Consider the following 25,177-nt stretch of genomic DNA (forward strand, 5'->3'; position numbering starts at 1 on the left):
CTTTGTTCTGAACGTCGGTCTGGTTGCTCACGGAGTCTCCATCGGTTTTGCATCTGTTAACAGGTTGTCTATGGATACGGTATTTTTACGTCTGAGATCAATAGTTTTCATCGTCTTTGTGCTCGCCTTCACCTGTGCGCAGGCGAATCAGGAGCAGCCGCAGAGGACACTGCTGATCGTCGGCGATAGCCTCAGCGCCGCCTACGGAGTGCAGACTGACGAGGCCTGGGTGGCGCTGTTACGGGCCCGGCTGCATTCCGAAGGACTGGCCGACTGGGAAGTGGTCAATGCCAGCATCAGCGGTGAGACCACCGACGGTGGTCTGCGGCGCCTGCCCCGCCTGCTGGAACAGAACAATCCCGACGTAGTGGTGATTGAACTTGGCGGCAATGATGGCCTGCGGGGTTTCCCACCGGGTGTCATCGAGAAGAATCTTGCCCGCATGATTGAGCAGGTTCAGGATGCCGGAGCCCGGCCTCTGCTGGTGGGCATGCAGATTCCACCCAATTACGGCGAACGTTATACCCAGGCGTTTGCCGGTATCTTCCCGAAGCTTGCCGACCAGTACGATACCGCTCTGGTGGAATTCTTTCTGGACGGCATTTACGACCAGGAAGGCATGATGCAGGGAGACGGCATTCACCCCTCCGCCGCCGCCCAGGGACAACTGCTGGCCAATATCTGGCCACAACTGAAATCTCTGCTGAAATAACGCTTACCCGGAGCCGCTAGCCCAGTACCGACTGAATGTGGGCAATGGCGCGCCGCTCTGACCAGTAATACCCATCACGCGCGTGCTCGACAAAGCCGACGTGACCGCCCCAGCGGGGGGCATCCAGACGAACGTGCTGGCCGAGCAGCGCCCTCGACTCGGGAAAGCAGCGGCGGGAGAGAAACGGGTCATCCGCTGCATTCAGCATTAGCGCCGGCACCCGGATATCCCTCAGCTTATGCAATGCTGAACATCTTGCCCAGTAGTCCTCGGCATCGCGAAACCCATGCAGTGGCGCCGTATAGCGATTGTCGAACTGATGGAAATTGCGAATATTCTCGAACCCGCTGACGTCGATCAGATCCGGAAAGCGCCGGGCTTTTTCCTGCATTTTTACATGAAGATCCCGCAGAAACCTCTGCATGTAGATTTTCCGGCTCGACTTCGCCAATTCGTCGGCACTGCCAGCCAGATCACAAGGCACCGAATAGGCAACGGCACCACAAATACGGCTGTCAACCTGCTCTGATTGCTGCCCCAGGTACAACAGCGTCAAATTGCCGCCCATGCTGAATCCCGAAAGAAACAGCGTCTGGTACTGTTGCGCCAGACCATGATTCACCACCCGCTCCAGATCCTCGGTAGCCCCGCTGTGGTAGAACCGTGGCTGAAGGTTCATCACCCCGCCGCAGGAGCGGAAATTCCACGCCAGCACGTCCCAGCCTGCGGTCATCAGCGCGCGAGTGAGGCCCAGCATATACGGCCGACGACTGTGGCCCTCAAGCCCATGGGACAAAATAGCCAGGCGCCCACTGCCCTGGCGATACCAGTCCAGATGAAGCTCATCACCGTCGCTGGTGGGGAGTACTTCGGTTTCCGGTTCCGCCATGTCCACTTTGCGAAACAACGTTGGCCACACCGACTGCACATGCCCGTTCCGCAGCCACGGTGGGGGACGATAGCGCAATGCCCGCTCGCCAATATCTGGCGGAACCGGGTGGGATTCGGATTGATAGTACAAATTTTAACCTTTTATTTCAGAGGGTTGACCCCAACGAATAAAGCCCTTAATATTCGCGCCTGTCGACTGTTCCCCGATAGCTCAGTTGGTAGAGCAACGGACTGTTAATCCGTTTGTCCCTGGTTCGAGCCCAGGTCGGGGAGCCACTGATTCCGGAATGCCGCCGCCTCTGACGAAGCCGCGGCATTTTTCGTTTCTGGCCTCAGAACACCTGGGGCCGCTGCATGAAGTCCTGTAATACACGGCACAACGTCAACCCGTCCTCGGTGCCGATCATTTCCCGAATCGAATGCATACCCAGTTGGGGCACTCCGATGTCCAGGGTAGTCACGCCCAGGTTTGCCGCCGTCAGCGGGCCGATGGTACTGCCACAACCCATGTCGCTGCGAACCACAAAGGTCTGATGCGGCAGGCCAAGCTCGTCACTGAGATGACGATAGACGGCAGCGGAACGGCTGTTGGTGGCGTACCGCTGGTTGTGATTGACCTTGATCACCGGGCCCCGGTTCAGCAACGGCCCGTGGTTTTCATCGTGTCGGTCCGCGTAATTCGGGTGGATGCCATGGGCATTATCGGCGGAAACCATCATCGAACGGGCAATGGCCCGGGATTTCCCCGCGCCGCACCAGCGATCGAGCAGCGCAGACAGAAAAGGCCCCTGGGCGCCCTCTGCGGACATGCTGCCCACCTCCTCGTGATCATTGCAGACCAGCAGCGCCGGCTCATCCCCGGACGTCGCCAGCAACGCCTGCAGACCGATATAGCAGCTGAGCAGGTTGTCCAATCGTGCCGAGGCAATGAATTCATCGCGCAACCCTACAAACGAGGCGCCCTGAGCATCGTAGAAGCTGAGTTCATAGCCCAGCACTTTGCGCACGCCGACGCCGCTCTCCGATGCAACCTGGTGCTCCAGCAGCGACGCAAACGTGGTGGTGTCGGCATCCGGCACCTGCATCAACACCGGCGGCAGGTCCGTCTGCGCGTTGATCGTGCGGTTACTGTTGGCCTCGCGGTCAAGGTGAATCGCCAGGCTGGGGATGAACGCCACCGGCTTGCGGAAGTTCACCAGGATGTCTTTGACCTCACCCGCCTCATCCAGCACCGTGACCCGGCCTGCCAGCGACAAGTCGCGATCGAACCACGGGTTGAGCAATACACCGCCGTAAACCTCGACACCTACCTGGAAAAATCCCTTGCGGCGCAACTCCGGATTCGGCTTCACCTTCAGGCAGGGGCTGTCTGTGTGCGCGCCCACCATGCGAATACCTTTCTCCACCACATCACCCTGCCCGGTTCGGAAGGCCGCAATGGATGAACCGTTGCGAATCACGTAGTAGCCTTGCCCCGGCGCCAGCGACCACTCATCTTTCTCATCCAGTGCCGTAAATCCGGCCTCGTCAAGACGAGCCCTCATGGTCGCGACTGCGTGCCAGGGGGTTGGAGACGAATCGAGAAAATTCAGCAAACCGTGATTAAACTGCGCGTGTTCCATGATGCTCCTGATTGACTGATAATGCTGACAACAGTATGGCACGAAGCCAATATAAACGCTGCCGGGAGAAACCGGTACTTACCCTGACCCGGCACGACCAGAACGGGAGTTTACCTTGCCACTACCACGATTTCTCGACATCGAATACTGCCAGACCGACGACACCGTGTTCCCCACCGCCATGTCCTGGTCCCTTGAAGATGGCCGCCTGAAAACGGTCGTCATCGCACCGGACGACAGCTGGATTCCGGAAGACGGCGACCTGGGCGATATCGATCTGCTCTACCTCGAGGAGCAGGGCGTGCCGCTGATCGAACTGGCGCGGGAGCTTCACCAGGACCTGCCCGACCAGACGGTTTACACCGACGGCATGGACCCGGACGAGATCCTGGTGGATCTGATATTCACGGCGGTAGAGATGGAGCCCCCTTTCGAGCTGATTCCGATCACCGAACTGATCACCAACCTGGACACCGACAGCCTGGAAGATCGTCGCCGTCAGTTGCTGTTTGACGAAGGGCTGGAACCTACGCTGGCAGAAAATGGCGTATACGCCCTGCTGATGCTGGCGCGGGAAGAGGGCGTGCTGGAAGACTGAGGGAAGTGTGACGCGGGTCGACGTAACAAACCGTTACAGAAGGCAGAATCTGCCCGTATCCGCAATCGTCAGGAAAGCCCATAACAATGAACAAGGTGTTGCGACATACCCTGCCGGCAGTGCTACTGCCCATCGCCCTGCTGAGCGCAGACCTCGCCGTCTCCAGCGAGAAAGCACGGGAAGACATGCACTACGTGGGCCTGTACGCCACCGCCCTGAATCATCGCAGCATTGGTGAAACCTCCAACGAAGCGGCCTGGGGCCAGGTAGGCACCCTGGTCGTTGGTGGACACATCACGGATCTGTTTCACGCCGAAGTCCGTGCCGGCGGCGGCTACAAAGACGCCAAGACCGGCGACCTGACCCTCTCCATCGACTACTTCGCCAGCTGGTACCTTGGCCTGCACTACCCCATTACCAGCTACGCCAATGTCTACGCCCAGGCCGGCTTCTCCCACATCAACGGCGACGCCGAACTGACCAACGTCGATGCCGACGAAAACCGCCAGTTCCGGGAAATCGACGGCGACTTCCCGGACAGCAGCTTCAGCATCAGCTGGCTGGCGGGTCTCGATTTCGAGATCATCGACAACGGCTACCTGGTATTCGAAGGCGGACGCCTGTTCAAGGATACCGGCTCGGACGTGAACACCTTCCAGTTTTCCGGCGGCATTCGCTACGAGTTCTGATCAGATCCTGTGGCGGATATGCCAGCATCGGTGAATCCGCGCATTGCGCTGGAAATCTTTGTCGAGGGTATCGCGCGACACCTCCTCGATGGCGAACTCCCGCTCCAATGCCTCATCCAGCTTGAAGCGACGGAAATTGTTGGAGAAGATCAACAGACCCTCTGACGTCAGCCGCTGCATCGCCTGCCGTACCAGCTTGCCGTGGTCCTTCTGAATATCGAGCACCCCGGCCATACGGGCAGAGTTGGAGAAGGTGGGCGGGTCCATAAAAATCAGATCGAAGCGCTGATCCGGCGTTGGTTTGGCAGCCAGCCAGGCCAGACAGTCCGCCTGCTCCACCTTGTGATGGCGGCGGTCGACCCGATTCAGCGCCAGATTGTCCTCGGCCCAGTTCACATAGGTTTTCGACATATCCAGACTCAATGAACGGCTGGCACCACCCACCGCGGCGTGCACAGTGGCCGCGCCGGTATAACAGAACAGATTCAGGAAGCGCTTACCGGAGGCGTGCTGCTGGATCCAGTGCCGCACCGGGCGGTGGTCCAGAAACAGGCCGGTATCCAGATAATCCTTGAGGTTTACCTTCAGCGCGCAGCCGTGTTCGTGCACGGTGAAGAACTCTCCGCTGGCGGCCTGTTTTTCGTATTGCGATGTACCCGTCTGACGCTGGCGCTGCTTGCACACCATACGTTCACGCTCAATGCCGAGCGCGTCCGGAATCACCGCCAGCGCTTCCGCCAGGCGCTCCCGCGCAGACCGCTCGTCCACCGTCTTCGGTGCGGCGTATTCCTGCACGTGCACCCGGCCGTCATACAGATCGATGGCGAGCGCAAACTCGGGCATATCCGCATCGTACAACCGGTAGCATTCGATGCCCTGCTTGCGGGCCCACTGGCCGATGGTCTTCATGTTCTTCTTCAAGCGGTTGCGCAGCATGGCCGCCCGTTCCTGATTGGCAATGCGCGGCTGCACCTCGCCGGGAATGCCCGGTTCCCGTGGTGTCATGGCGCTGGCGTCGTCAATGGAGAACAGCAGCAGCTGGGCCGGTAGTTTGGCATTGAACAGGTTGTACAGTTTATAGCTGCGCAGACCGATGGACTTGCCAAATTCAGGCGCGCCGGTGAAGACCCCCAGTCGCCAGCCCGGAACCGCCGCCTTGACCGCCTCACCCAGCGACTGGTAGAGCGCACCCAGCTCCTTGCGCTCACTCAGCCGCTCGCCGTAGGGCGGATTGGTCAGCACCAGGCCCTGTGACGCCCATTCGCCGTCCAGCACCAACTCCTGAACCGATCGACACTCCACATGCACCAGCCCGTCCAGGCCGGCGCGCTGAATGTTCTTCCACGCCGTGGCGATGACCCGGCTGTCCTGGTCGTAACCGGCCAGACGGGGCACTCTGCCCTGCTTGCCCTCGTGAGCACGGCGCTCGGCTTCCTGCCGCAACTGCAGCCACAGTTCCGACTGGTGACCCAGCCAGGTCTCGAATCCGAAACGTTCGGTATTGCGGCCGGGCGCGATGTCCAGCGCCATCAGGGCCGCTTCAACCACCAGCGTGCCGGAGCCACACATGGGATCGATGAAATTACCACCGGCTTTCGCGATGCCCGGCCAGCCGGCACGCAACAACAGCGCTGCCGCCAGGTTCTCCTTGAGTGGCGCGATGCCTTTATCCGTGCGATATCCACGCATGTGCAGACTGTGACCGCTGAGGTCCAGTCCCAGCGACAGACGTCCACGATTCAGGCGTGCGGAAATGGTGACATCCGGTGTTTTCGCATCAACCGAGGGGCGCTGCCCACTGCTGGATCGCATACGATCAACGATGCCGTCCTTGACCCGCTGGGCGCCGTACTGGGTATTGCGAATGGCTTCGTTTTCGCCGAGGAAATTGACGCGGAAACTGCCGGTGGCGGGAATGTGCTGCTGCCAGTCCAGATGGACCACCCCGTCATACAGCTCATCGCCGCTGGTGGCGCTGACCTCATCAATGTGCAGGATGACCCGGTTCGCCAGCCGCGACCACAGACATGCCCGATAGCCGCTCTCCAGCGGTCCTTCTGCCCATACGCCCGCAGGCGCATTCCGCACCGGCTCCATGCCGAATGTGCGAAGTTCATCTGCCAGAAGGTATTCAACGCCCTTCGGACAGGTTACGAAAAAGACAGAATCAGACAAGTTCAACTCCCGGAAATCTCGGTTTGCGGCTAACTGCATGGAATAGTGTATTTTCTCTTGGAAAAAACACGTTCGTTATGTCACACAACTATAAGAGAAGCTTCATATAGATGAAATAATTAGTGTACATCGGCGCGAGGTTCGACTTACCTTGTAAGTGACGCGTCGTTCGGGGGAGCTCTTGTTGCTCTCCGTTAACAGGATCCTGACTGCTCTGGTCGGAACTGGCAATAGTGGATAATCCCGGAGGGAATCCGCCTGTCAGGACCATGGCAGAAGTGTACACGCTTGTTCTGTTAATCCATCAGTGAGGAACGGCATGAAAAGACAGAAAAGAGACATGTACGCTCGTGCATTCAAACGGGGTTATTTGGCCGGCGTGTCCGGCAAATCCAAAGACAGTTGCCCGTTGGAACAGGCGGAAGTCCGCCAGGAATGGTTAAGCGGGTGGCGCGAGGGCCGCACAGATCAATGGGAGGGCATGACCGGCGTGTCCGGCATCCACAAACTGGCAAACGTCACGGCGTGACAGACCATAACTCCGATCTTTAATCTGATCTTTTTACATACAATTTGACGCAGTACTCAGAGCAACCGAAACGGGTTCTCCCGACCCGTACCATGCGATGAAGCGCCACGGGGTTCATCCCCCGCACGGGCCCGCTTAGCGGGCCCATCTTCGTTCTGGCCCCCGAAAACGGGGCCTTCCCTGCTACCCCATCTGTTACTGCGGCAATTGGCGTATGGCTTCCACCGCCTCTTTGATCAGTGCCGGGCCACGGTAAATGAAGCCCGTATAGATCTGCACCAACTTTGCCCCGGCCCGGATTTTCTCTGCCGCGCTGGCGCCATCCGTAATACCGCCCACGCCAATGATCGGCAGGCCCTCTCCCAGCTCCGAATAAAGGCCGCGAATGACCCGCAGCGAAGGTTCGCGCACCGGGGCACCACTGAGCCCCCCGGCCTCGCCAGCGTTCTCGTGACCCTGAACCGCATCACGGCTGATGGTGGTGTTGGTGGCAATCACCCCATCCAGACCGGAACTGCGCAGTGCCCGCGCTACAAAGCGAATGCCTTCATCGTCCATGTCCGGCGCGATCTTGACGGCAATGGGCACGTAACGGCCATGATGCGCTGCGCAACGGGTCTGCTCGTCCTTGACCGCCTCCAGCAAGCGCATGAGCGAATCACCGAACTGCAAGTCACGCAAGCCCGGCGTATTCGGTGAGGACACGTTCACCGTGATGTAGTCGGCCCGCGAATAGACGGCCGCAATCCCCTTGCGGTAATCCGATTCGGAATCTTCGTTCGGCGTGTCTTTGTTCTTTCCCACATTGATGCCGAGAATGCCTCGGTACCGGCGCTTCTCCACCTGCGCCAGCATGTGGTCCAGGCCCTCATTATTGAAACCCATACGATTGATGATGGCCTGGTGCTCCGGCAGGCGGAACATGCGCGGTTTCGGGTTACCGGGTTGCGCCAGCGGTGTGACGGTTCCCACTTCGATGAATCCGAACCCGAGGGAGCCCAATGCGTCCAGGTGATCCGCATTCTTGTCGAGCCCGGCCGCCAGGCCGACCGGGTTCGGGAATTCAAGCCCCATAACATTGACTGGCAATGCATCTATCGTCGGCGAGCATGCCTTCAGCACTCCGATACGGTTTGCCAGATCCAGTCCGGTCAGGGCAAGCGTGTGGGCCTGCTCGGGGGGCAGCCGGAACAAAAGATTGCGGATAGCACCGTACATCGAAAAAAACTCCTTGCCTTTGGGTGTGGCGGAGTATACCGGAAGTTGTCCACAGCATCCTCTAACTTACTTATTTCGCCCGTAAATGCCTGTCACGTGGACGCCTTGTAAGCTTTTCCACGGATTCTGTGGATAAACCTGTGCAAAATCGCGGGGGAACGGTTGCCATCCCTTGATAACTGCGCCAGCCTACGAATTGATCATTTTTTGATCAGTCTTTTTATTCTTTAATTTCAGTTACATACAAAATTTTTGCATTACGGGCCAACGCATATAAACAGAATGTTACGAATTCACAGCTTTGTCACGATGTGCATAAATCACACAAAAGAACCATCTTTTATTTTCTGCCCGGCGCCGTCTCGATTTGCGACTATAATGGCCCACAAAACCCCGAGAGCGCTTTTCAATGACCCACCCACCGACAACACCCGTCCGCCATAGCCCGGATCTCAAGGCAGAGCTACGCGCCGCCTCAAGGGTCACCCTCATCGGGATGGTTCTCGATGCCGTGCTGGGAGTCATCAAAGTCATTGGTGGTGTATTTTTCCATTCCCAGGCGCTTCTGGTTGATGGTATCCACTCCTTCAGCGACGTCGCTTCCGACCTTGTTGTCCTCGGCGTCATGCGGGTATCGCGGCAAAAGCCGGACCAGAACCACCCGTATGGCCACCAGCGCATTGAAACCATTGGCACCATGGTACTGGGGAGCATTCTGATCGCCGTGGGCGCGGCACTGGCCTGGGACAACATACTTCGCCTGATTCAGGGGAGCGCAGACCAGGTGCCGGGCTGGCCGGTGCTGGTGGCGGCAGCCGCCTCCGTTATCGGCAAGGAGTGGATCTACCGCTACACCCGCCGGGTGGGTCAGGCTATCCGCTCTGATCTGATTATCGCCAATGCCTGGCACAGCCGCACCGATGCGTTCTCGTCGGTCATCGTACTGGTGTCCACCCTCGGCGCGATGGGCGGGTTCATCTGGGTAGACACCCTCGCCGCCGTAGTGATCGCCGGTATCATTATTCACATTGGCTGGAAGTTCACCTGGGACGCGGTCAAGGAATTGGTGGATACCGGCCTGTCACCGGAAGACACCGAGATGCTTAAAGCCATCGCCCGCGATACCGAAGGCGTGCGCAATGTGCATGAACTTCGTAGCCGCCGCATGGGGCATGATATCCTGCTGGACATTCACCTGGTGGTGCGCCCGGAGATCAGCGTATCAGAAGGGCATCAGATCGGAATGCAGGTGGTGTCGGGCATGAGAGACGCCCTGGACAACATCCGCGACATCAATTTCCACATCGACGCGGAAAACGATGAGGAGCATCCCCCCACCTCCGGACAACTCCCCACGCGAGAGGGCATTCGCAAACTTCTCGAAGCGCGTCTCGGTGAGATGCCACCTCGCACTCGCATCCGCCTGCATTACCTGCGAAACAAGATTCACGTGGAGCTTTTCTTCGAAACCCCCGATGACGCAACCGGGGTGGACGAAGCGCAAATCACCAGCCATCTGCAGGGCTACCCCTGGTTCGGTAGCCTGCGCCTGTGGTTCGGCGCCCGTTAACGGCGCCGGTTCTCCTCCATGCGGGAAAGAAATTCCTGCATGATGAGCGTGTATAACTCGCCACCGAGGAAGCGGTCTTCCACGCCGGCGTCGATGCTGGGGTTATCGTTCACCTCGATCACCGCCACCCGGTTGCCCGACTGTTTGATGTCTACCCCGTAAAGGCCGTTACCAATCAGACGCGTAGCGTTCAGGGCGGCCTGAATCACGTTCCGCGGCACTTCATAGGTAGGCATGGTTTCGAAGCCACCGCTGTCCACCTCCGCGCCGCCGTGCTGATAAATCTGCCAGTGCCCTTTCACCATGTAGTATTTGCAGGCGTAGATGGCCCGACCACCCAGCACGCCGATGCGCCAGTCGTAATCGGTGTAAAGGTATTCCTGGGCCAGCACCAACGCCGACTGTTTGAACAACTCCTTCAGCCCCGCTTTCAGGGTTTTCTCGTCTTCCGCCTTGTTCACGCCGCGGGAGAAGGCACCGTCAGGGATCTTGATCACCACCGGAAAGCCCAGTTCGCGAACCACCTGGTCCACGGCGTCTTTCTGGTCCTTTGACAGGATCAGGGTTTTCGGTGTGGGTATCTTGTTGTTCTTCAACAGGTCCGCCAGAAAGACCTTGTTGGTGCAGCGCAGTATCGACACCGGGTCGTCAATCACCACCATGCCTTCGGCCTCGGCCTTGCGGGCAAACCGGTAGGTGTGGTGGTCGATGGCCGTGGTTTCACGAATGAACAGGCCGTCGTACTCAGGCAGGCGCATGTAGTCACGGCGACTGATCTGCTCGACGTTGATACCCAACTTGCGGCCGGCCTTCTCGAAGCGGCTCAGGGCCACTTTGTCGCTGGGGGGCATCTCCTCATCGGGGTTGACCAGTACCGCCAGATCAAACCGGTAACGGCGGCGTGTGCGGGGCTTGCGCCACACCATGCTGCTGAAGCGATCGAACGCAGCGGCGAATACATCCTGCTCCTGCTCACTCAGATCCGACGGCGCCGCCGGCTTCATGGACTCGATCTGCCAGGTTTTGCGTCGCTTGAACACGATTTCCAGAATCGGACAGGGGAAACGCTCGAACAGCGCCCGCGCTACCGGTTTCAGCTCCGGGTGTTCGGCCTGACCGAAATAGGTGCGAACCCGCACCTCATGGGTAGCGTTGCGTTCGTCACTGGCCGGGTCGATTTCCGAACCGGCCGCCTCCAGCCAGGTCATCACACTGGCATCCAGCTCTTCCAGTTCCAGTGAAAACAGGCCCTTGCGGCTCAAATCGTTAAGCGTCATCACCGACGGCACCACATGGTGCCCCCGCGCTTCCGCCAGCAAGGAACAGTAATAGCCCCGGCTCAGGTATTTCGCGCTCTGACACAGGTTGATCACCCGCACCCGACTGGCAGCAGGCGCAGAGAACTGGAGGTACTGGTCAAAAGAGAGCACGTCCTCACTGGGATAATAGGGTGCCCAGTCTTTAACGCGATCCACTACAATGAGCAAACGGGACATGCAGTTCCTCCCTGAGGAAACGTCCATTGAATTGCCGGCAACGATACGCTTGCCTCCCATGCCGGCACAATCCCCTGTGGATGCGTGCTTTTACGCATGGCGGCGCACTTTGCGATTGCCCGACTCTCTACCATAATAGCCGCATACGGGAAGCCTGCGAGCCGCCCCGACCACGACGTACCCAAGGCGCTCTCCAAGCACGCTGTAAGCACTCTCAAGGCCCCCTTTTATGCCCGATGTCATTCTTCGCCAGGCCACCAGCGATGATCTGGACGCTCTGATTGAGCTGGAGAACCGCAGTTTTCGCGAGGACCGGATTTCCCGCCGCAGTTTCCGGCGGTTTCTGGAAATGCCGAGGGACCGCCTGATCGTGGCGAATCTGCACGGCGCCCTGGTCGGGTACTGTCTGGTGTTGATGAGTGCCGCCACCCGGATGGCGAGAATATATTCGGTAGCCGTGTCCCCGGACGCCCGTGGTCGCGGCGTGGGCGAGAAGCTGATTCGCGAGGCGGAAAAGGAAGCGGTGGAGGCCGACCGGATTGTCATGCGCCTGGAAGTGCGCGAAGACAACGAATCCGCCATCGCCCTGTATCGGCGGCTGGGCTATCGCCAGTTCGGCACGTATCGGGATTACTACGAGGACCACGGCAACGCGCTTCGTTTCGAGCGGCGGATTCTGTTCTATGAGCCGACGCGGGAATTTCCCAAGGTGCCCTATTACCCGCAAACCACGGAATTCTCCTGTGGCCCGGCGGCACTGATCATGGCCATGGCCACACTGGATGAACAGCAGCCGTTGACCACTCTGGAAGAGCTGAAAATCTGGCGTGAAGCCACCACCATCTTCATGCTGGCCGGCCACGGCGGCTGCGGACCCCACGGGCTTGCGCTGTCGGCCTGGCACCGGGGCTTTTACGCCAGTGCCTGGATCAGCAAGGAAGGCGCCCTGTTCAAGGACACGGTCAGAAACGACGACAAGAAGCGGGTGCTGGAACTGGTACACGAGGGGTTTCTGCACGACATTGGGCAGACCGGCATCCAGCTTCACCATGATCCTCTGACCCTGGAGGGCCTCGAGTCGGCGCTCCACGAGGGGCGTGTGCCGGTCATCCTGATCAGCACCTGGCAGTTGAACCGCAGCCGCGTGCCTCACTGGGTCACCGTGTGCGCCATGGATGACCAGTTCGTCTACCTGCACGATCCGGAAATCGATGTGGCCGCGGGGGAAACCGTGGCCGACAAGCAGTATCTGCCCATTGACCGCCGGGTGTTCGACAAGATGTCCCGCTATGGCAGAAACCAGCCGCTGCAGGCCGCGGTGATCGTCGGGCCGCGGCGCTGACCACCGGTTAACCCGTCCGGAGCGCGGCCTCTTTCAGTTCGGCAATGTCATCCCGCAAACGGGCGGCGGTTTCGAAGTCCAGTTCGGAAGCCGCCTTGTACATTTCGTCCTCCAGCCGCGACACTTCCTTGAGCACTTCCTGGGGCGAGCGGTTGCCGGTTCTGGCCCGGTACTGTTCCGCCTCTTCCGCGGCCTTCTGACCCGGTCGTTCCGCCTTGCGACGGCCACGACCACCGCCACCGGCGCCTTCCATGATATCGGCGATCTTCTTGTTGAGGCCCTGGGGTGTGATGCCCTGCTCCAGGTTATGGGCTTCCTGTTTGGTCCGCCGCCGATCGGTCTCGTCGATCGCCCGCTGCATCGAACCGGTGATGCGATCCCCATAGAGAATGGCCTTGCCGTGGATATTCCGCGCGGCACGACCAATGGTCTGGATCAGCGAACGCTCGGAGCGCAGGAAGCCCTCCTTGTCCGCATCTAGAATGGCCACCAGCGACACTTCCGGCATATCCAGCCCTTCCCGCAGCAGGTTGATGCCGATCAGCACGTCAAATTCGCCTCTGCGCAGATCCCGGATGATCTCCACCCGCTCCACCGTGTCGATGTCAGAATGCAGGTAGCGCACGCGGATATCGTGCTCCATCATGAAGTCGGTCAGATCTTCGGCCATGCGCTTTGTCAGCGTCGTGACCAGTACCCGCTCGTTGACGGCGGTACGAAGGCGAATCTCCGACAGCAGATCGTCCACCTGCGTGGACGCCGGGCGCACCTCGATTTCCGGGTCGAGCAAACCAGTGGGCCGCACCACCTGCTCAACCACCTGCCCCGCGTGCTCGGCCTCATAGTTGCCCGGCGTGGCGGACACGAAAATCATCTGCGGCGCGATGCGCTCCCACTCGTCGAACCGCATCGGCCGGTTATCCAGCGCAGACGGCAAGCGGAAACCATACTCCACCAGGGTTTCCTTGCGCGAGCGGTCGCCTTTGTACATGGCACCGATCTGCGACACCGTCACGTGGGACTCGTCGACCACCAGCAAGGCATTGGGCGGCAGATAATCAAATAGCGTGGGCGGAGCCTCACCGGGCCGCCGACCCGACAGATAGCGGGAATAGTTCTCGATGCCGTTGCAGTAGCCCAGCTCCAGCATCATCTCGATGTCGTAGCGGGTGCGTTCCTCCAGCCTCTGGGCTTCCACCAGGCGGTTGTTGTCTCGCAATTGCTGCAGGCGGCCATCCAGTTCCACCTTGATGTGTTCCACGGCGTCCAGCACGGTCTGCCTGGGCGTCACATAGTGGGACTTGGGATAGATAGTCACCCGTGGTACCCGGCGCAGGACCTCGCCGGTGAGCGGATCGAAATAGCTCAGATTCTCCACTTCGTCGTCGAACAGCTCGATGCGGATGGCTTCTTTCTCCGATTCCGCCGGAAACACGTCAATCACATCGCCGCGCACACGGTAGTTGGCGCGGTGAAACTCGATGTCGTTGCGGGTGTACTGCAGTTCCGCCAGACGACGCAGGATGTAACGCTGATCGATCTGATCACCGCGGTCCAGGTGCAACATCATTTTCAGATAGGACTGGGGGTCGCCCAGACCGTAGATGGACGACACGGTGGCGACGATAATGGCATCCGGCCGCTCCAGCAGGGCCTTGGTGGCCGACAGCCGCATCTGCTCAATGTGTTCGTTGATGGACGCGTCTTTCTCGATGAACGTGTCCGACGACGGCACATACGCTTCCGGCTGGTAATAGTCGTAGTAGGAAACAAAGTATTCGACGGCATTGTCCGGGAAGAACTCGCGGAATTCACCGTAAAGCTGCGCGGCCAGCGTCTTGTTGTGGGCCATGATGATGGTGGGCCGCTGTACCTGCTGGATGACATTGGCGACGGTGAAGGTCTTACCCGAGCCCGTTACCCCCAACAGCGTCTGATGGGCAAGGCCAGACTGGATACCATCCACCAGGCCCGCAATGGCCTTGGGCTGATCGCCGGCCGGCTGGAAGGGTGAATCGACCTTGAACGCACCGTCTTTCATCAGGGCGCCGGTTTCTGAAGTGGCCATAAGCGGCGGACAACCTCCGGTGAAGGATTCGGAATTTGAATCATGGCAGTTTACAGAGAAATTTATCGTTACGCTGGCTTCATGGTACCATCACTGCGATCGACGGCTGGGTGACAAACAGCCAGCAGCGCTGGCACCCGGCGGTCGCAGCCCTATCAGACGCAGCTTTAAGGAGCGCAAGTTTGGACCTTCAACTTTCCAGCCGAGTACAGGCAATCAAGCCCTCTCCCACCCTCGCTGTTACCAATAAAGCAGCCGAACTGCGCGCTGCAGGCCAGGACATTATCGGCCTGGGTGCCGGCGAACCGGACTTCGATACCCCCCAGCACATCAAACAGGCAGCCATCGAGGCCATTAACAACGGCCAGACCAAATACACTGCCGTGGATGGTACGCCCGCTCTGAAGAAGGCGATCATTGCGAAGTTCAAGCGAGACAACGGCCTGGAATATGAAGCCAACCAGATTCTGGTAAGCAGTGGTGGCAAACAGAGCTTTTTCAACCTTGCCCTGGCGACCCTCAACCAGGGTGACGAAGCTATTATTCCGGCGCCGTACTGGGTTTCCTACCCGGACATGGTGCTGGTCGCCGAGGGTAAACCGGTGATCATCGAAACCACCGCGGACACCCGCTTCAAGATTACGCCGGAACAGCTGGAAAACGCCATCACCGAGCGCACCCGTCTGTTCGTGATCAATAGCCCGTCCAACCCCAGCGGCATGGCCTACACCCTGGAAGAGCTGCAGGCGATTGGCGAAGTACTGAAGAAGCACCCGAACATCATGATCGCCACGGATGACATGTACGAGCCAATCCTGTGGACCGGCAAGCCGTTCTGCAACATCCTCAACGCGACGCCGGAACTGTACGACCGCACCTTCGTGCTGAACGGTGTGTCCAAGGCCTACTCCATGACAGGCTGGCGTATCGGTTATGCGGCGGGCCCGGCGAAAATCATCGGCGCCATGAAGAAGATCCAGTCCCAGAGCACCTCCAACCCGGCCTCTATTTCCCAGGCCGCGGCTCAGGCTGCCCTGGAAGGGTCACAAGATTGCGTGGGCGAGATGGTCAAAGCCTTCAAGGAGCGCCACGACTGGCTGGTAGAAGCGCTGAACAACCTACCCGGCGTGGAGTGCCTGAACGGCGACGGCACTTTCTATGTTTTCCCGAGCTTCCAGGGTGCTATTGATGCCGACAGCAGCGTTAGCAACGATGTGGAATTTGCCGAGAAGTTGCTGACCGAGGCCGGTGTGGCGCTGGTTCCGGGCTCAGCCTTCGGCTCTCCGGGCCACATGCGCTTGAGCTTTGCCACCAGCATGGACAACCTGGAAAAGGCGATCGAACGGCTGCAGAAAGCCCTCGGCTAAAAAGTTTTTGCCAGGGGTTGACGGGGCGGTATAGCCAACTTAATATACGCGCCTCGTCACACGACGACGTTCCCCGATAGCTCAGTTGGTAGAGCAACGGACTGTTAATCCGTTTGTCCCTGGTTCGAGCCCAGGTCGGGGAGCCACTATTTTGAAAGCCCGCTAATTCTTTGAGTTAGCGGGTTTTTTCGTTTTTGGCCGTCATGGTTTGTGTTCTTGCCGTGATGAGTCATCGCAGCTTTGGTTCTGCCCTAGCCTGTAGACAGGGGTCTCAACAAAAGTCAGAGACCGACAACCTCAGTGTGGATAGCCTCCAGCGCAGCCAGCGGATCCACCGCCTGGGTAATCGGCCGGCCAATAACAAGGTAATCAGATCCGGCCCTCAGGGCATCCGAGGGGGTCATAATTCGCTGCTGGTCGCCTTTGTCGGCGGTCAGCGGGCGGATACCCGGGGTGATCAGTCTGAAGTCGGCGCCCTGCTCCGCTTTCAGCTTCGGGGCTTCCTGGGCGGAGCAAACCACGCCGTCGAGGCCGCAGTTTCTGGTCAGGGTTGCCAGGCGGGAGACGTGAGCTTCCGGGCTGTCGGTGATACCGATGCCGGCCAGGTCCGCGGCGGACATGCTGGTCAGCACGGTGACGGCGATGAGTAACGGGCGGTCGGCGCCGAAGGCTTCCAGACGCTCGCGGCAGGCAACCATCATGTTCTGACCGCCGGATGCGTGCACGTTCACCATCCAGACTCCCAGATCTGCTGCGGCCGCGACGGCCGCAGAGGTGGTATTGGGGATGTCGTGAAATTTCAGATCGAGAAAAACGTCGAACCCACGATCCTGAAAACTGCGTACCAATGCCGGGCCGGAACGGGTAAACAGCTCTTTGCCGACTTTCAGGCGACATTTGGCCGGGTCCAGTTGATCCACCAGCGCCAACGCAGGATTCTCTGAGGGAAAATCGAGGGCGACGATGATCTTCGGGTCATGTTTGCTTTGCACAGTCAGGTCCTGGGGGCAATCGGTGAAAGGGATCGGAAACATCGGTACCCCATAGTGTACCGCAACTCGGTGTTATTCGGCTTCAACACCCTGAATGGGCCGCACGGTTTCCCATTGTTTGCAGCTCGGGCACAGCCAGTGTAACTGCCGACCCGAAAAGCCGCAGCTGACACAGCGATAGACGGGGCGGTTAGCGAGAATGAGATGGCCAATGCGGCTGACCAGACGACCCTCGTCCGTAGTCATGCCCTTCTCATAGCCGGCCATCTCTACCAGACGCAAAAGCCCCCGAACACTGGGGCGCACCTCCAGTTCCAGCCGCAGCAGCTCAATGGCCGCCGGGCGACCGGAGGCGCGCTCCACAGACTCCACCAGCGCCAACAACAGGCTGGTGCTCGGCCAGGTTTCATAGAGCTTCCGCAGTTTCTTCACCAACCTGCCAATGTCGCCGTGCTCATGCTCCAGCTTCATCAACCGGTCTACCGCCTCAGAACCGAACTCCGGATTCTGATCGAATACCTTGAAGCTCTGGCCCGCAGCCTCTCTGAAGTTGCCCTGACGGATTTGCAACTTCATGAGGATAAAGGTGGCACGCACACAGGAACGGTCGAATTCCAAGGCTTCTTTCGCGAGTTTCTGGGCGCCCCAGCGATCGTCCTTCTTGAACGCTTCGTCAGCAATCTCGCAGGTAATGTAAGCCAGCATCTTCAGTACCGCCGGATCGGTCTGGCCGTTGGTCAGGGTCTGGGCCACCTGCGCGGCCTTGCCCCACTCTTTCTCCTGCTGGTACAACTCGATCAGCTGCAGAGAGGCCTTACGGCCGTATTCACGATCCCCCATCAACTCATGAAGCAACGCTTCGGCACGATCCAGCAGGCCGGCGTTAAGGTAATCCAGCGCCAGTTCAAAGGTAACTTGCGGCGAAAAGCGAGGCGGCAGCTCAGGACGGGCTAGCAGGTTCTGGTGAATCAGGATGGCACGGTCAGTTTCGCCCTTATGGCGAAAATGGGCACCGATGGAAAGATGAAGGCTGACGGTATCGCGGTTAACCGCCAGAGACTGGACAAAATTCTCGACGGCCTGATCGGAGTAATTGGTAAACAGGAACTGCAGGCGATCTCTTACCGAGTCTTCATCGGCAATGACCTTTTTCGAGCCCCGCGAAGAATTACTGAGGCGCCCGGCAAACCAACCGGCCGCGACAGCCACGGTCAGGAGTAGCCATTGAAGCACTATTTCCATTAAAGCGTCCGGTCGTTCTCGGCCCTGGATTTCTCCAATGCCTGCTCCGCGCGGGTAAGCCGCTTCTGCAGGTTTCGACGGGAGACGGAAGTTCGGAAGGTGGCGAGCATTGTGATCAAAACACCAATCAGCGCGCCCACCACAAAAGACAGAATGATCCAGACTGCAACACCATGGGGCTGGGTCTCGAACACCAGAAAGTTCAGTGCCACCGCCATCTGGTTATTGAGAGAGAAAACCAGCGCCACCAGGACAAGCAATAAAACCAACAGAATAATGAGAACTTTCTGCAACCCTGCCATTGCTGTAATGCTCCCCCAGGGGGTGTGGCCCCCGATCAGTGTTCGTTCCCTGAAAAAGGCGATCAAAAACCTTTTTTCAGGCTGTCATTCACCTGTTCGCGCAATTCTTTGCCCGGCTTGAAGTGCGGTACAAACTTGGCGGGCAACTGGACTGCCTCGCCGGTTTTCGGGTTCCGGCCGGTTCTCGCTGCCCGGTGGTGCAGGGAAAAACTGCCGAATCCGCGTATCTCGATCCGCTGGCCATTGGACAGGGATTGAGACATATGTTCAATAATCGTTTTTACAGCCAGTTCCACATCTTTCACGGAGAGCTGTGTCTGCTTGGACGCAATCAGCTCAACCAGTTCGGACTTCGTCATGAGGCTTATCCCTCTTCTTTATTATTGGACAGCCGGTTACCAGCTCCATGACCCTAGTTTAGCCAAACCAGAAAAAAACACAAAAAAAACGGGCTCTTAGAGCCCGTTTTTTTCATACCAACAAGAAACTCAGTCTTTGTTGGCGTTTTGCTGCTGCATCTGCTCCTTGATGAGATCACCGATGGTGGTCGCACCAGAAGATTCTGCGGTCTTGCTGCGCACGTTCTCAAGCGCCTGCTTGTCGTCTTCAACGTCTTTGGATTTCACAGACAGGTTGATCACGCGGTTCTTGCGATCGATGCTGATAATCTTCGCTTCAACTTCTTCGCCTTCCTTCAGCGCGTTGCGTGCGTCTTCAACACGGTCACGGCTTATTTCGGAAGCCTTCAGAACGGCTTCGACTTCGTCGTTCAGAGCGATGGTAGCTGCCTTCGCGTCAACAGCGGACACGGTGCCCTTGACGATGGAGCCCTTGTCGTTCAGCTGAACAAACTCGGCGAACGGATCGCTTTCCAGCTGCTTGATGCCCAGGGAGATGCGCTCACGCTCCGGGTCAACAGACAGGATAACGGTTTCAACTTCGTCGCCCTTCTTGTATTCACGAACGGCCTCTTCGCCAGTCTCGTTCCAGCTGATGTCAGACAGATGAACCAGGCCGTCGATGCCACCGTCCAGACCGATGAAGATACCAAAGTCAGTGATTGACTTGATCTTGCCGGAAATGCGGTCGCCTTTGTTGAAGTTGCCGGAGAAGTCTTCCCACGGGTTGGATACACACTGCTTGATACCCAGGGAGATACGACGACGCTCTTCGTCGATATCCAGAATCATCACGCCCACTTCGTCGCCAACCTGAACGACTTTGGAGGGGTGGATGTTCTTGTTGGTCCAGTCCATTTCGGATACGTGAACCAGACCTTCAACACCTTCTTCCAGCTCAGCAAAGCAACCGTAGTCGGTCAGGTTGGTTACACGTGCGGTAACCTTGCTGCCTTCCGGGTAACGACCCTTGATATCGACCCAGGGATCTTCGCCCAGCTGCTTCAGGCCCAGAGATACGCGGTTACGCTCGCGGTCAAACTTGAGGACCTTCACATTGATTTCGTCGCCCACATTCACGATTTCGCTCGGATGCTTGATGCGCTTCCAGGCCATGTCGGTAATGTGCAGCAGGCCGTCAACACCGCCCAGATCTACGAACGCGCCGTAGTCGGTCAGGTTCTTGACGATACCCTTGATTTCGAGACCTTCAGTCAGGGTTTCCAGCAGAGCTTCACGCTCGGCACTGTTTTCAGCTTCCAGAACGGCGCGGCGGGAAACAACCACGTTGTTACGCTTCTGGTCCAGCTTGATAACCTTGAATTCCAGCTCCTTGTTCTCCAGGTGCGCGGTGTCGCGAACCGGACGAACGTCTACCAGAGAGCCTGGCAGGAAGGCACGGATGCCAGCCAGATCGACAGTGAAGCCGCCCTTGACCTTGCCGTTGATAATGCCCTTGACCACTTCTTCAGCTTCGAAGGACTTCTCGAGTACCTTCCAGGCTTCAGCACGCTTGGCCTTTTCACGGGACAGACGGGTTTCACCGAAACCGTCTTCAACAGCGTCGAGAGCTACATCGACAACGTCGCCAATAGCAACTTCCAACTCGCCTTTTTCGTTAAGAAACTGGGAGGCGGGGATAACGCCTTCGGACTTCAGTCCGGCGTTAACGGTGACCCAGTCGTTGTCGACGTCAACTACGGTTCCCTGGACGATGGAACCCGGTTGCATGTCAATTTCTTTTAGGCTTTCTTCAAAAAGATCCGCAAAGCTCTCGCTCATTATGTGTCCTATATGATCAACGCAAGTGTGCTCCGTGCTACCAGCAACACGGTCTGTTAGTAGTTTCCGGAAGCAGCCTGGGGCTGGCAGGTAACGCTACATCCGGCATTTCAACGACAAAAAGGTGCAGTCAGGCCTGACCTGCAGCGGCCATACACCTGTCTAACACCTCTTCTATACTCAAACCCGTGGAATCAATGACTTGCGCATCATCCGCTGGCTTGAGCGGGGCTGCGGAACGGTTCATATCTCGTTCATCGCGAACCCGTATCTCTTCTAAAAGCGTGTCAATGTTAACATCGACCCCCGCGTCCTTCAACTGGCTGTAGCGTCGGCGCGCCCTTTCCTCGGCACTGGCGGTCAGGAAAATCTTTACCGGGGCATCGGGAAACACCACTGTGCCCATGTCCCGGCCGTCCGCCACCAGGCCGGGCGACTGGCGAAAATCCCGCTGCCGCTGCAACAGGGCGTCGCGCACCGGCTGTATCACGGCGACCCGGGAGGCGTTGTCACCGGTGGCTTCAGTGCGGACTTCCGCGGTGACGTCTTCACCGGACAGAATCACCCGCACCGGCTCACCCGGCCCGGTCGGCTCGAACGCCACATCCAGGCTGGCAGCCACCTTCACCAGGCCGGCCTCATCATCCAGGGCTACGCCCTGCCGCATGGCCGCAAGTGCCGTAAGACGATAAAGCGCTCCGCTGTCCAGCAGGTGCCAGCCTAAACGTTTCGCCAGCATCTGGGTCACCGTACCCTTTCCGGAACCGCCGGGGCCGTCTACGGTAATGACCGGTGCCATAGTGGAGGACATCACTCCCCTCCTTCGGCGTGAATCCGGATACCGGTCTGGCGGGCGAGATCCACGAAACCGGGGAACGAGGTGGCCACGTTCGCACAGTCCGTCACTTCGATGTCACCGGCCGCTCGCAGCGAGGCCACGGCAAAGGACATGGCAATGCGGTGATCGCCATGGCTGTCAACCTTGCCGCCGCCAATGGTCTGACCGCCCTCGATAACGATGCCGTCCGACGTCACTGTGGTTTTCACGCCCAGCGCTGCCAGGCCATCGGCCATGACCTGAATACGATCGCTCTCCTTCACCCGCAGCTCTTCGGCACCGCGCAATACGGTTTTGCCCTGCGCGCAGACCGCGGCAATAAACAACACCGGGAATTCGTCAATCGCCAGCGGCACCTGGTCTTCCGGAATATCGATGCCCTTCAGCTGTGCGGAACGCACGGTCAGATCGGCCACCGGCTCACCGCCGATTTCGCGCTCGTCGCGCACTTCGATATCGGCACCCATCAATCGGAGAATGTTGATCACCCCGACCCGGGTCGGATTCATGCCAACGTGTCGCAGCGTCAGCTCGGAGCCCGGCGCAATGCTGCCGGCCACCAGGAAAAACGCAGCAGAGGATATATCAGCGGGCACATCGATGGCCGTGGCGGTCAGTGTGCCGCCGCCGGACACACTGGCTGTGGCGTTATCACGATGGACGTGATACCCGAAACCGGCCAGCATGCGCTCGGTATGATCGCGGGTCGGCGCCGGCTCGGTGACCGAGGTGACACCCTCTGCGTACAGGCCCGCCAGCAAAAGACAGGATTTGACCTGCGCCGAAGCCACCGGCATCTCATAGTGAATGCCGCTCAGCTGCTGACCACCGCGGATTTTCATCGGCGGGCGACCGCCGTCGGCGGTATTGATGACTGCCCCCATCGCACGCAGCGGATCCGCAACACGCCCCATGGGGCGCTTGGACAGGCTGCTGTCACCGGTCAGCTCGGAATCGAACGGCTGTGCCGCGAGCAGGCCCGCAAACAACCGCATCGCGGTGCCGGAATTGCCCAGATACAATGGGCCGCGGGGCGCCTGCAAGCCGTTCAGACCGACGCCGTGGATGCGCACGAAGCCGTCGTCCGGGCCCTCGATGGTAACGCCCATGTCGCGAAATGCCTGCAGCGTGGCGAGGCTGTCCTCGCCTTCCAGAAACCCCTTCACTTCGGTGAGACCGTCCGCCAGAGCGCCCAGCATGATGGAACGGTGGGAAATCGATTTGTCACCGGGCACCCGGATATCACCGGTCATACTGCCGCCGGGCTGGAGACGGAACGTTACCTGTTTCTGACTGTTGTTTGTCACGTAAGCCTGTCCTGAGAGCATTTTCGAAAAGTGTTCCCGCGCCGCCTTGGCGCGACTGAAAACCCGGAGCAGCGTGGCACTGTCCTGATCGGCGATGGCCGTGCGGAGCTGGTCCAGATCGTGGGTGAAATGGTCAATTACCCGTAAAACCGCGTCCCGGTTGGACAGAAAAATATCGTGCCACATCACCGGATCACTGGCGGCAATGCGGGTAAAATCGCGAAAGCCGCCGGCCGCGTAGCGGAAAATATCGAGATTCTCGTCCTCGCCGGCCAGCGTGTCCACCAGCGAGAAGGCAATCAGATGCGGCAGGTGACTGGTGGCTGCCAGCACTTCGTCGTGATAGGCCACCGACATGGTCAGGACCGTGGCGCCACAGCCCTCCCACAGGGCCTTCAGGCGGGCCAGGCCGGCCGCATCCACATCATCCGCGGGCGTCAGGATCACCTTGTGATTGGCGAACAATTCCGGATTGGCGGCCCGAATGCCGCTCTTCTCGGAACCGGCAATGGGGTGCCCGGGAATCACCCGGGGTGACAGCGTTCCAAACACCGCCTGCACATCCTGCACGAAGCTGGTTTTCGTGCTGCCCACATCGGTCAGCACAGCGTCCGCCGACAGATGGGGCTTGATGGCCTCAAGCACTGCGCGCGTAGCACGAACCGGCACCGCCAGAACCACCAGATCACTGCCGGTTACCGCGTCGGCAATGGAGCCCGCCGCCTCGTCAACAACCCCCAGCTCAACGCCCAGGGACAGTTCGTCTTCACGCTTGTCCGTGCCGACGACCATCTCTGCCAGGCCATTCATACGGACCGCTTTCGCCAGCGAGCCGCCGATCAGCCCGAGGCCGATCACCGCAACCCGCTTGAACGATGACTCGCCGGTTGCCACTAGGCTGCCCCCTGCCCCGAGCGGCCCAGAGCTTTGCCCAGGGCATCCAGAAGTTTCGCATTCTCGTGCGTGAGGCCAATGGACACCCGTAGGTGCCGGGGCATGCCATAGCCCGCAACGGGACGCACGATCACGCCCTGCTCCAGCAGGGCTTGGTAGATACCCACGGCATCGTCACCGACATCAACGGCAATAAAGTTGCCAGCCGAGGGAATAAAGTCCAGATCCAGCGCCCGGAAACCCTCTTCCAACTGCGCCATACCGGCGGCATTCACCTCGCAGGAGCGTTGCAGATAGGACTCATCACCCAGTACGGCGGTGGCGGCTGCCAATGCGACGGTGTCGACATTGAAAGGCTGACGCACCCGATTAAGGATGTCCGCAATGGCCGCCGAGCTGATGCTGTACCCCACACGCAAGGCCGCCAGCCCCCAGGCCTTGGAGAAGGTGCGACAAACAATCAGATTCGGGAACCGGGACAGCAACTGCACGCCATCCGCATAACTTTCACCCTGAAGGTACTCACAGTAGGCTTCGTCCAGCACCACCAGAACCTGTGGGGGAATCTTTGCCAGGAAGTCCAGAATGGCGGCGGCACCGTGGACGGTGCCGGTAGGATTGTTGGGGTTGGCAACAAACACCAGCCGGGTGCGATCCGTAACCGCCGCCGCCATGGCGTCCAGATCGTGGCCCCAGTCTTTCGCCGGCACCGGCACGCCACGGGCACCAATGGCCTGCGTCACCAGCGGATACACCGCGAAGGCGTATTGGGAGAAAATCACTTCCGATTCCGCATCGGCAAAGCAGCGGGTGATCACCTCGAGGATGTCGTTGGAGCCGTTGCCAAGGGTAATCTGCGACATGCCCACGCCGAAACGCTCAGCCAGCGCCTGCTTCAGATCAAAGCCGTTGCCGTCCGGGTAGAGACAGAGCTCGCTCAGTGCCTCACGCGCCGCCGCCAGAGCCCGCTCACTTGGGCCGAGGGGATTTTCGTTACTGGCCAGCTTGACGATATCGTCGGGATTCAGACCTAACTCTCGCGCCAGCTCTGCGATGGGCTTGCCGGGCTGATACGGTGACAGCGCCTGAACACCCCTGACCGCTAGACTCTGGTAATCAATCGTCATCACACCACCCTGATAGTC

General features: G+C 59.1%; 21 protein-coding genes and 2 tRNA genes. 9 read left to right on the forward strand and 14 right to left on the reverse strand.

What is annotated here, in order from left to right:
* The first annotated feature begins 70 nt into the window (after positions 1-70).
* Positions 71-712 carry an arylesterase gene (locus R0125_RS08765; protein WP_248184521.1) on the forward strand — a complete coding sequence of 214 codons (642 nt, stop codon included), beginning with the start codon at positions 71-73 and terminating at the stop codon, positions 710-712.
* Positions 713-728: 16 nt separating this feature from the next.
* On the opposite strand, the gene R0125_RS08770 is transcribed toward R0125_RS08765, so the two are convergent.
* Entirely contained in the window at positions 729-1,733 is a 1,005-nt protein-coding gene (locus tag R0125_RS08770; RefSeq protein ID WP_317237870.1) for a YheT family hydrolase, read from the reverse strand.
* A 70-nt stretch (positions 1,734-1,803) separates the two neighbouring features.
* On the opposite strand from R0125_RS08770, the gene R0125_RS08775 reads away from it, so the two are divergent.
* Positions 1,804-1,879, forward strand: a tRNA-Asn gene (locus R0125_RS08775).
* A gap of 56 nt (positions 1,880-1,935) precedes the next feature.
* Here R0125_RS08775 and R0125_RS08780 read toward each other — a convergent pair.
* Entirely contained in the window at positions 1,936-3,225 is a 1,290-nt protein-coding gene (locus tag R0125_RS08780; protein WP_317237871.1) for a M18 family aminopeptidase, read from the reverse strand.
* A 115-nt stretch (positions 3,226-3,340) separates the two neighbouring features.
* Here R0125_RS08780 and R0125_RS08785 point away from each other — a divergent pair, with 115 nt between their 5' ends.
* Both R0125_RS08785 and R0125_RS08790 read left to right on the forward strand, forming a co-directional pair.
* Positions 3,341-3,823 (forward strand): hypothetical protein, encoded by a 483-nt coding sequence (locus tag R0125_RS08785; RefSeq protein ID WP_317237872.1) that lies wholly within the window; start codon positions 3,341-3,343, stop codon positions 3,821-3,823.
* 86 nt (positions 3,824-3,909) lie between these two features.
* A complete protein-coding gene (locus R0125_RS08790; RefSeq protein ID WP_317237873.1) occupies positions 3,910-4,512 on the forward strand; it encodes an outer membrane beta-barrel protein in 603 nt (200 codons plus the stop codon).
* On the opposite strand, the gene rlmKL is transcribed toward R0125_RS08790, so the two are convergent.
* Positions 4,513-6,687, reverse strand: a complete 2,175-nt coding sequence (gene rlmKL, locus R0125_RS08795) for a bifunctional 23S rRNA (guanine(2069)-N(7))-methyltransferase RlmK/23S rRNA (guanine(2445)-N(2))-methyltransferase RlmL (protein WP_317237874.1) — start codon at positions 6,685-6,687, stop codon at positions 4,513-4,515. It abuts the gene before it with no gap.
* Between the two features lie 319 nt (positions 6,688-7,006).
* On the opposite strand from rlmKL, the gene rmf reads away from it, so the two are divergent.
* Positions 7,007-7,216: a ribosome modulation factor gene (gene rmf, locus R0125_RS08800; RefSeq protein WP_248184508.1), complete on the forward strand. Its 210-nt coding sequence runs from the start codon at positions 7,007-7,009 to the stop codon at positions 7,214-7,216.
* Between the two features lie 195 nt (positions 7,217-7,411).
* Here the strand turns inward: rmf and R0125_RS08805 are convergent, their stop codons facing one another.
* Positions 7,412-8,434: a quinone-dependent dihydroorotate dehydrogenase gene (locus R0125_RS08805; RefSeq protein ID WP_317237875.1), complete on the reverse strand. Its 1,023-nt coding sequence runs from the start codon at positions 8,432-8,434 to the stop codon at positions 7,412-7,414.
* A 409-nt stretch (positions 8,435-8,843) separates the two neighbouring features.
* Here R0125_RS08805 and R0125_RS08810 point away from each other — a divergent pair, with 409 nt between their 5' ends.
* Positions 8,844-10,004, forward strand: a complete 1,161-nt coding sequence (locus R0125_RS08810; RefSeq protein ID WP_248184506.1) for a cation diffusion facilitator family transporter — start codon at positions 8,844-8,846, stop codon at positions 10,002-10,004.
* On the opposite strand, the gene R0125_RS08815 is transcribed toward R0125_RS08810, so the two are convergent.
* The gene (locus R0125_RS08815; protein ID WP_248184501.1) at positions 10,001-11,500 is read right to left on the reverse strand and encodes a RimK family protein; all 1,500 of its coding nucleotides are present in this window, start codon (positions 11,498-11,500) and stop codon (positions 10,001-10,003) included. The genes R0125_RS08810 and R0125_RS08815 overlap by 4 nt on opposite strands.
* Positions 11,501-11,729: 229 nt before the next feature.
* Between R0125_RS08815 and rimI the strand changes: the two genes are divergently transcribed.
* On the forward strand, positions 11,730-12,842 hold the full coding sequence (rimI, locus tag R0125_RS08820; RefSeq protein WP_317237876.1) for a ribosomal protein S18-alanine N-acetyltransferase: 1,113 nt from the start codon (positions 11,730-11,732) through the stop codon (positions 12,840-12,842).
* Between the two features lie 7 nt (positions 12,843-12,849).
* Here the strand turns inward: rimI and uvrB are convergent, their stop codons facing one another.
* On the reverse strand, positions 12,850-14,883 hold the full coding sequence (gene uvrB / locus R0125_RS08825; RefSeq protein WP_248184531.1) for an excinuclease ABC subunit UvrB: 2,034 nt from the start codon (positions 14,881-14,883) through the stop codon (positions 12,850-12,852).
* Between the two features lie 209 nt (positions 14,884-15,092).
* Between uvrB and R0125_RS08830 the strand changes: the two genes are divergently transcribed.
* Together R0125_RS08830 and R0125_RS08835 are read left to right on the forward strand one after the other, a co-directional pair.
* Positions 15,093-16,277, forward strand: a complete 1,185-nt coding sequence (locus R0125_RS08830) for a pyridoxal phosphate-dependent aminotransferase (protein ID WP_317237877.1) — start codon at positions 15,093-15,095, stop codon at positions 16,275-16,277.
* Positions 16,278-16,347: 70 nt separating this feature from the next.
* Positions 16,348-16,423: transfer RNA gene (locus R0125_RS08835), tRNA-Asn, on the forward strand.
* Positions 16,424-16,558: 135 nt separating this feature from the next.
* On the opposite strand, the gene pyrF is transcribed toward R0125_RS08835, so the two are convergent.
* From pyrF to hisC, 8 genes are all read right to left on the reverse strand, one after another.
* Positions 16,559-17,269 (reverse strand): orotidine-5'-phosphate decarboxylase, encoded by a 711-nt coding sequence (pyrF, locus tag R0125_RS08840; protein ID WP_248184494.1) that lies wholly within the window; start codon positions 17,267-17,269, stop codon positions 16,559-16,561.
* A 72-nt stretch (positions 17,270-17,341) separates the two neighbouring features.
* Positions 17,342-18,511 (reverse strand): lipopolysaccharide assembly protein LapB, encoded by a 1,170-nt coding sequence (gene lapB, locus R0125_RS08845; protein WP_317237878.1) that lies wholly within the window; start codon positions 18,509-18,511, stop codon positions 17,342-17,344.
* Positions 18,511-18,813, reverse strand: coding sequence for a LapA family protein (locus tag R0125_RS08850; protein WP_248184488.1), 303 nt, complete (start codon positions 18,811-18,813; stop codon positions 18,511-18,513). The genes lapB and R0125_RS08850 overlap by 1 nt, the downstream gene beginning before the upstream one ends.
* 62 nt (positions 18,814-18,875) lie before the next feature.
* Positions 18,876-19,172 carry an integration host factor subunit beta gene (locus R0125_RS08855; protein ID WP_012139425.1) on the reverse strand — a complete coding sequence of 99 codons (297 nt, stop codon included), beginning with the start codon at positions 19,170-19,172 and terminating at the stop codon, positions 18,876-18,878.
* Positions 19,173-19,301: 129 nt separating this feature from the next.
* Entirely contained in the window at positions 19,302-20,993 is a 1,692-nt protein-coding gene (gene rpsA / locus R0125_RS08860; RefSeq protein WP_248184486.1) for a 30S ribosomal protein S1, read from the reverse strand.
* A 130-nt stretch (positions 20,994-21,123) separates the two neighbouring features.
* Positions 21,124-21,804 carry a (d)CMP kinase gene (gene cmk / locus R0125_RS08865; RefSeq protein ID WP_317237879.1) on the reverse strand — a complete coding sequence of 227 codons (681 nt, stop codon included), beginning with the start codon at positions 21,802-21,804 and terminating at the stop codon, positions 21,124-21,126.
* Entirely contained in the window at positions 21,804-24,032 is a 2,229-nt protein-coding gene (locus R0125_RS08870; RefSeq protein ID WP_317237880.1) for a bifunctional prephenate dehydrogenase/3-phosphoshikimate 1-carboxyvinyltransferase, read from the reverse strand. The genes cmk and R0125_RS08870 overlap by 1 nt, the downstream gene beginning before the upstream one ends.
* A complete protein-coding gene (gene hisC, locus R0125_RS08875) occupies positions 24,032-25,159 on the reverse strand; it encodes a histidinol-phosphate transaminase (RefSeq protein WP_317237881.1) in 1,128 nt (375 codons plus the stop codon). The genes R0125_RS08870 and hisC overlap by 1 nt, the downstream gene beginning before the upstream one ends.
* Between the last annotated feature and the right edge of the window lie 18 nt (positions 25,160-25,177).

Origin of the sequence: Marinobacter sp. M-5 (genome assembly GCF_032911545.1) — a bacterium.
Taxonomy (GTDB): domain Bacteria; phylum Pseudomonadota; class Gammaproteobacteria; order Pseudomonadales; family Oleiphilaceae; genus Marinobacter; species Marinobacter goseongensis.

Excerpts from the sequence above, each read along its gene's own strand:
- R0125_RS08765 (WP_248184521.1), top strand. The coding sequence starts at position 71 with ATGGATACGGTATTTTTACGTCTGAGATCAATAGTTTTCATCGTCTTT.
- R0125_RS08780 (WP_317237871.1), bottom strand. The coding sequence starts at position 3,225 with ATGGAACACGCGCAGTTTAATCACGGTTTGCTGAATTTTCTCGATTCG.
- R0125_RS08790 (WP_317237873.1), top strand. The coding sequence starts at position 3,910 with ATGAACAAGGTGTTGCGACATACCCTGCCGGCAGTGCTACTGCCCATC.
- rmf (WP_248184508.1), top strand. The coding sequence starts at position 7,007 with ATGAAAAGACAGAAAAGAGACATGTACGCTCGTGCATTCAAACGGGGT.
- R0125_RS08805 (WP_317237875.1), bottom strand. The coding sequence starts at position 8,434 with ATGTACGGTGCTATCCGCAATCTTTTGTTCCGGCTGCCCCCCGAGCAG.
- R0125_RS08810 (WP_248184506.1), top strand. The coding sequence starts at position 8,844 with ATGACCCACCCACCGACAACACCCGTCCGCCATAGCCCGGATCTCAAG.
- R0125_RS08815 (WP_248184501.1), bottom strand. The coding sequence starts at position 11,500 with ATGTCCCGTTTGCTCATTGTAGTGGATCGCGTTAAAGACTGGGCACCC.
- rimI (WP_317237876.1), top strand. The coding sequence starts at position 11,730 with ATGCCCGATGTCATTCTTCGCCAGGCCACCAGCGATGATCTGGACGCT.
- uvrB (WP_248184531.1), bottom strand. The coding sequence starts at position 14,883 with ATGAAAGACGGTGCGTTCAAGGTCGATTCACCCTTCCAGCCGGCCGGC.
- lapB (WP_317237878.1), bottom strand. The coding sequence starts at position 18,511 with ATGGAAATAGTGCTTCAATGGCTACTCCTGACCGTGGCTGTCGCGGCC.
- R0125_RS08850 (WP_248184488.1), bottom strand. The coding sequence starts at position 18,813 with ATGGCAGGGTTGCAGAAAGTTCTCATTATTCTGTTGGTTTTATTGCTT.
- R0125_RS08855 (WP_012139425.1), bottom strand. The coding sequence starts at position 19,172 with ATGACGAAGTCCGAACTGGTTGAGCTGATTGCGTCCAAGCAGACACAG.
- rpsA (WP_248184486.1), bottom strand. The coding sequence starts at position 20,993 with ATGAGCGAGAGCTTTGCGGATCTTTTTGAAGAAAGCCTAAAAGAAATT.
- cmk (WP_317237879.1), bottom strand. The coding sequence starts at position 21,804 with ATGTCCTCCACTATGGCACCGGTCATTACCGTAGACGGCCCCGGCGGT.
- hisC (WP_317237881.1), bottom strand. The coding sequence starts at position 25,159 with ATGACGATTGATTACCAGAGTCTAGCGGTCAGGGGTGTTCAGGCGCTG.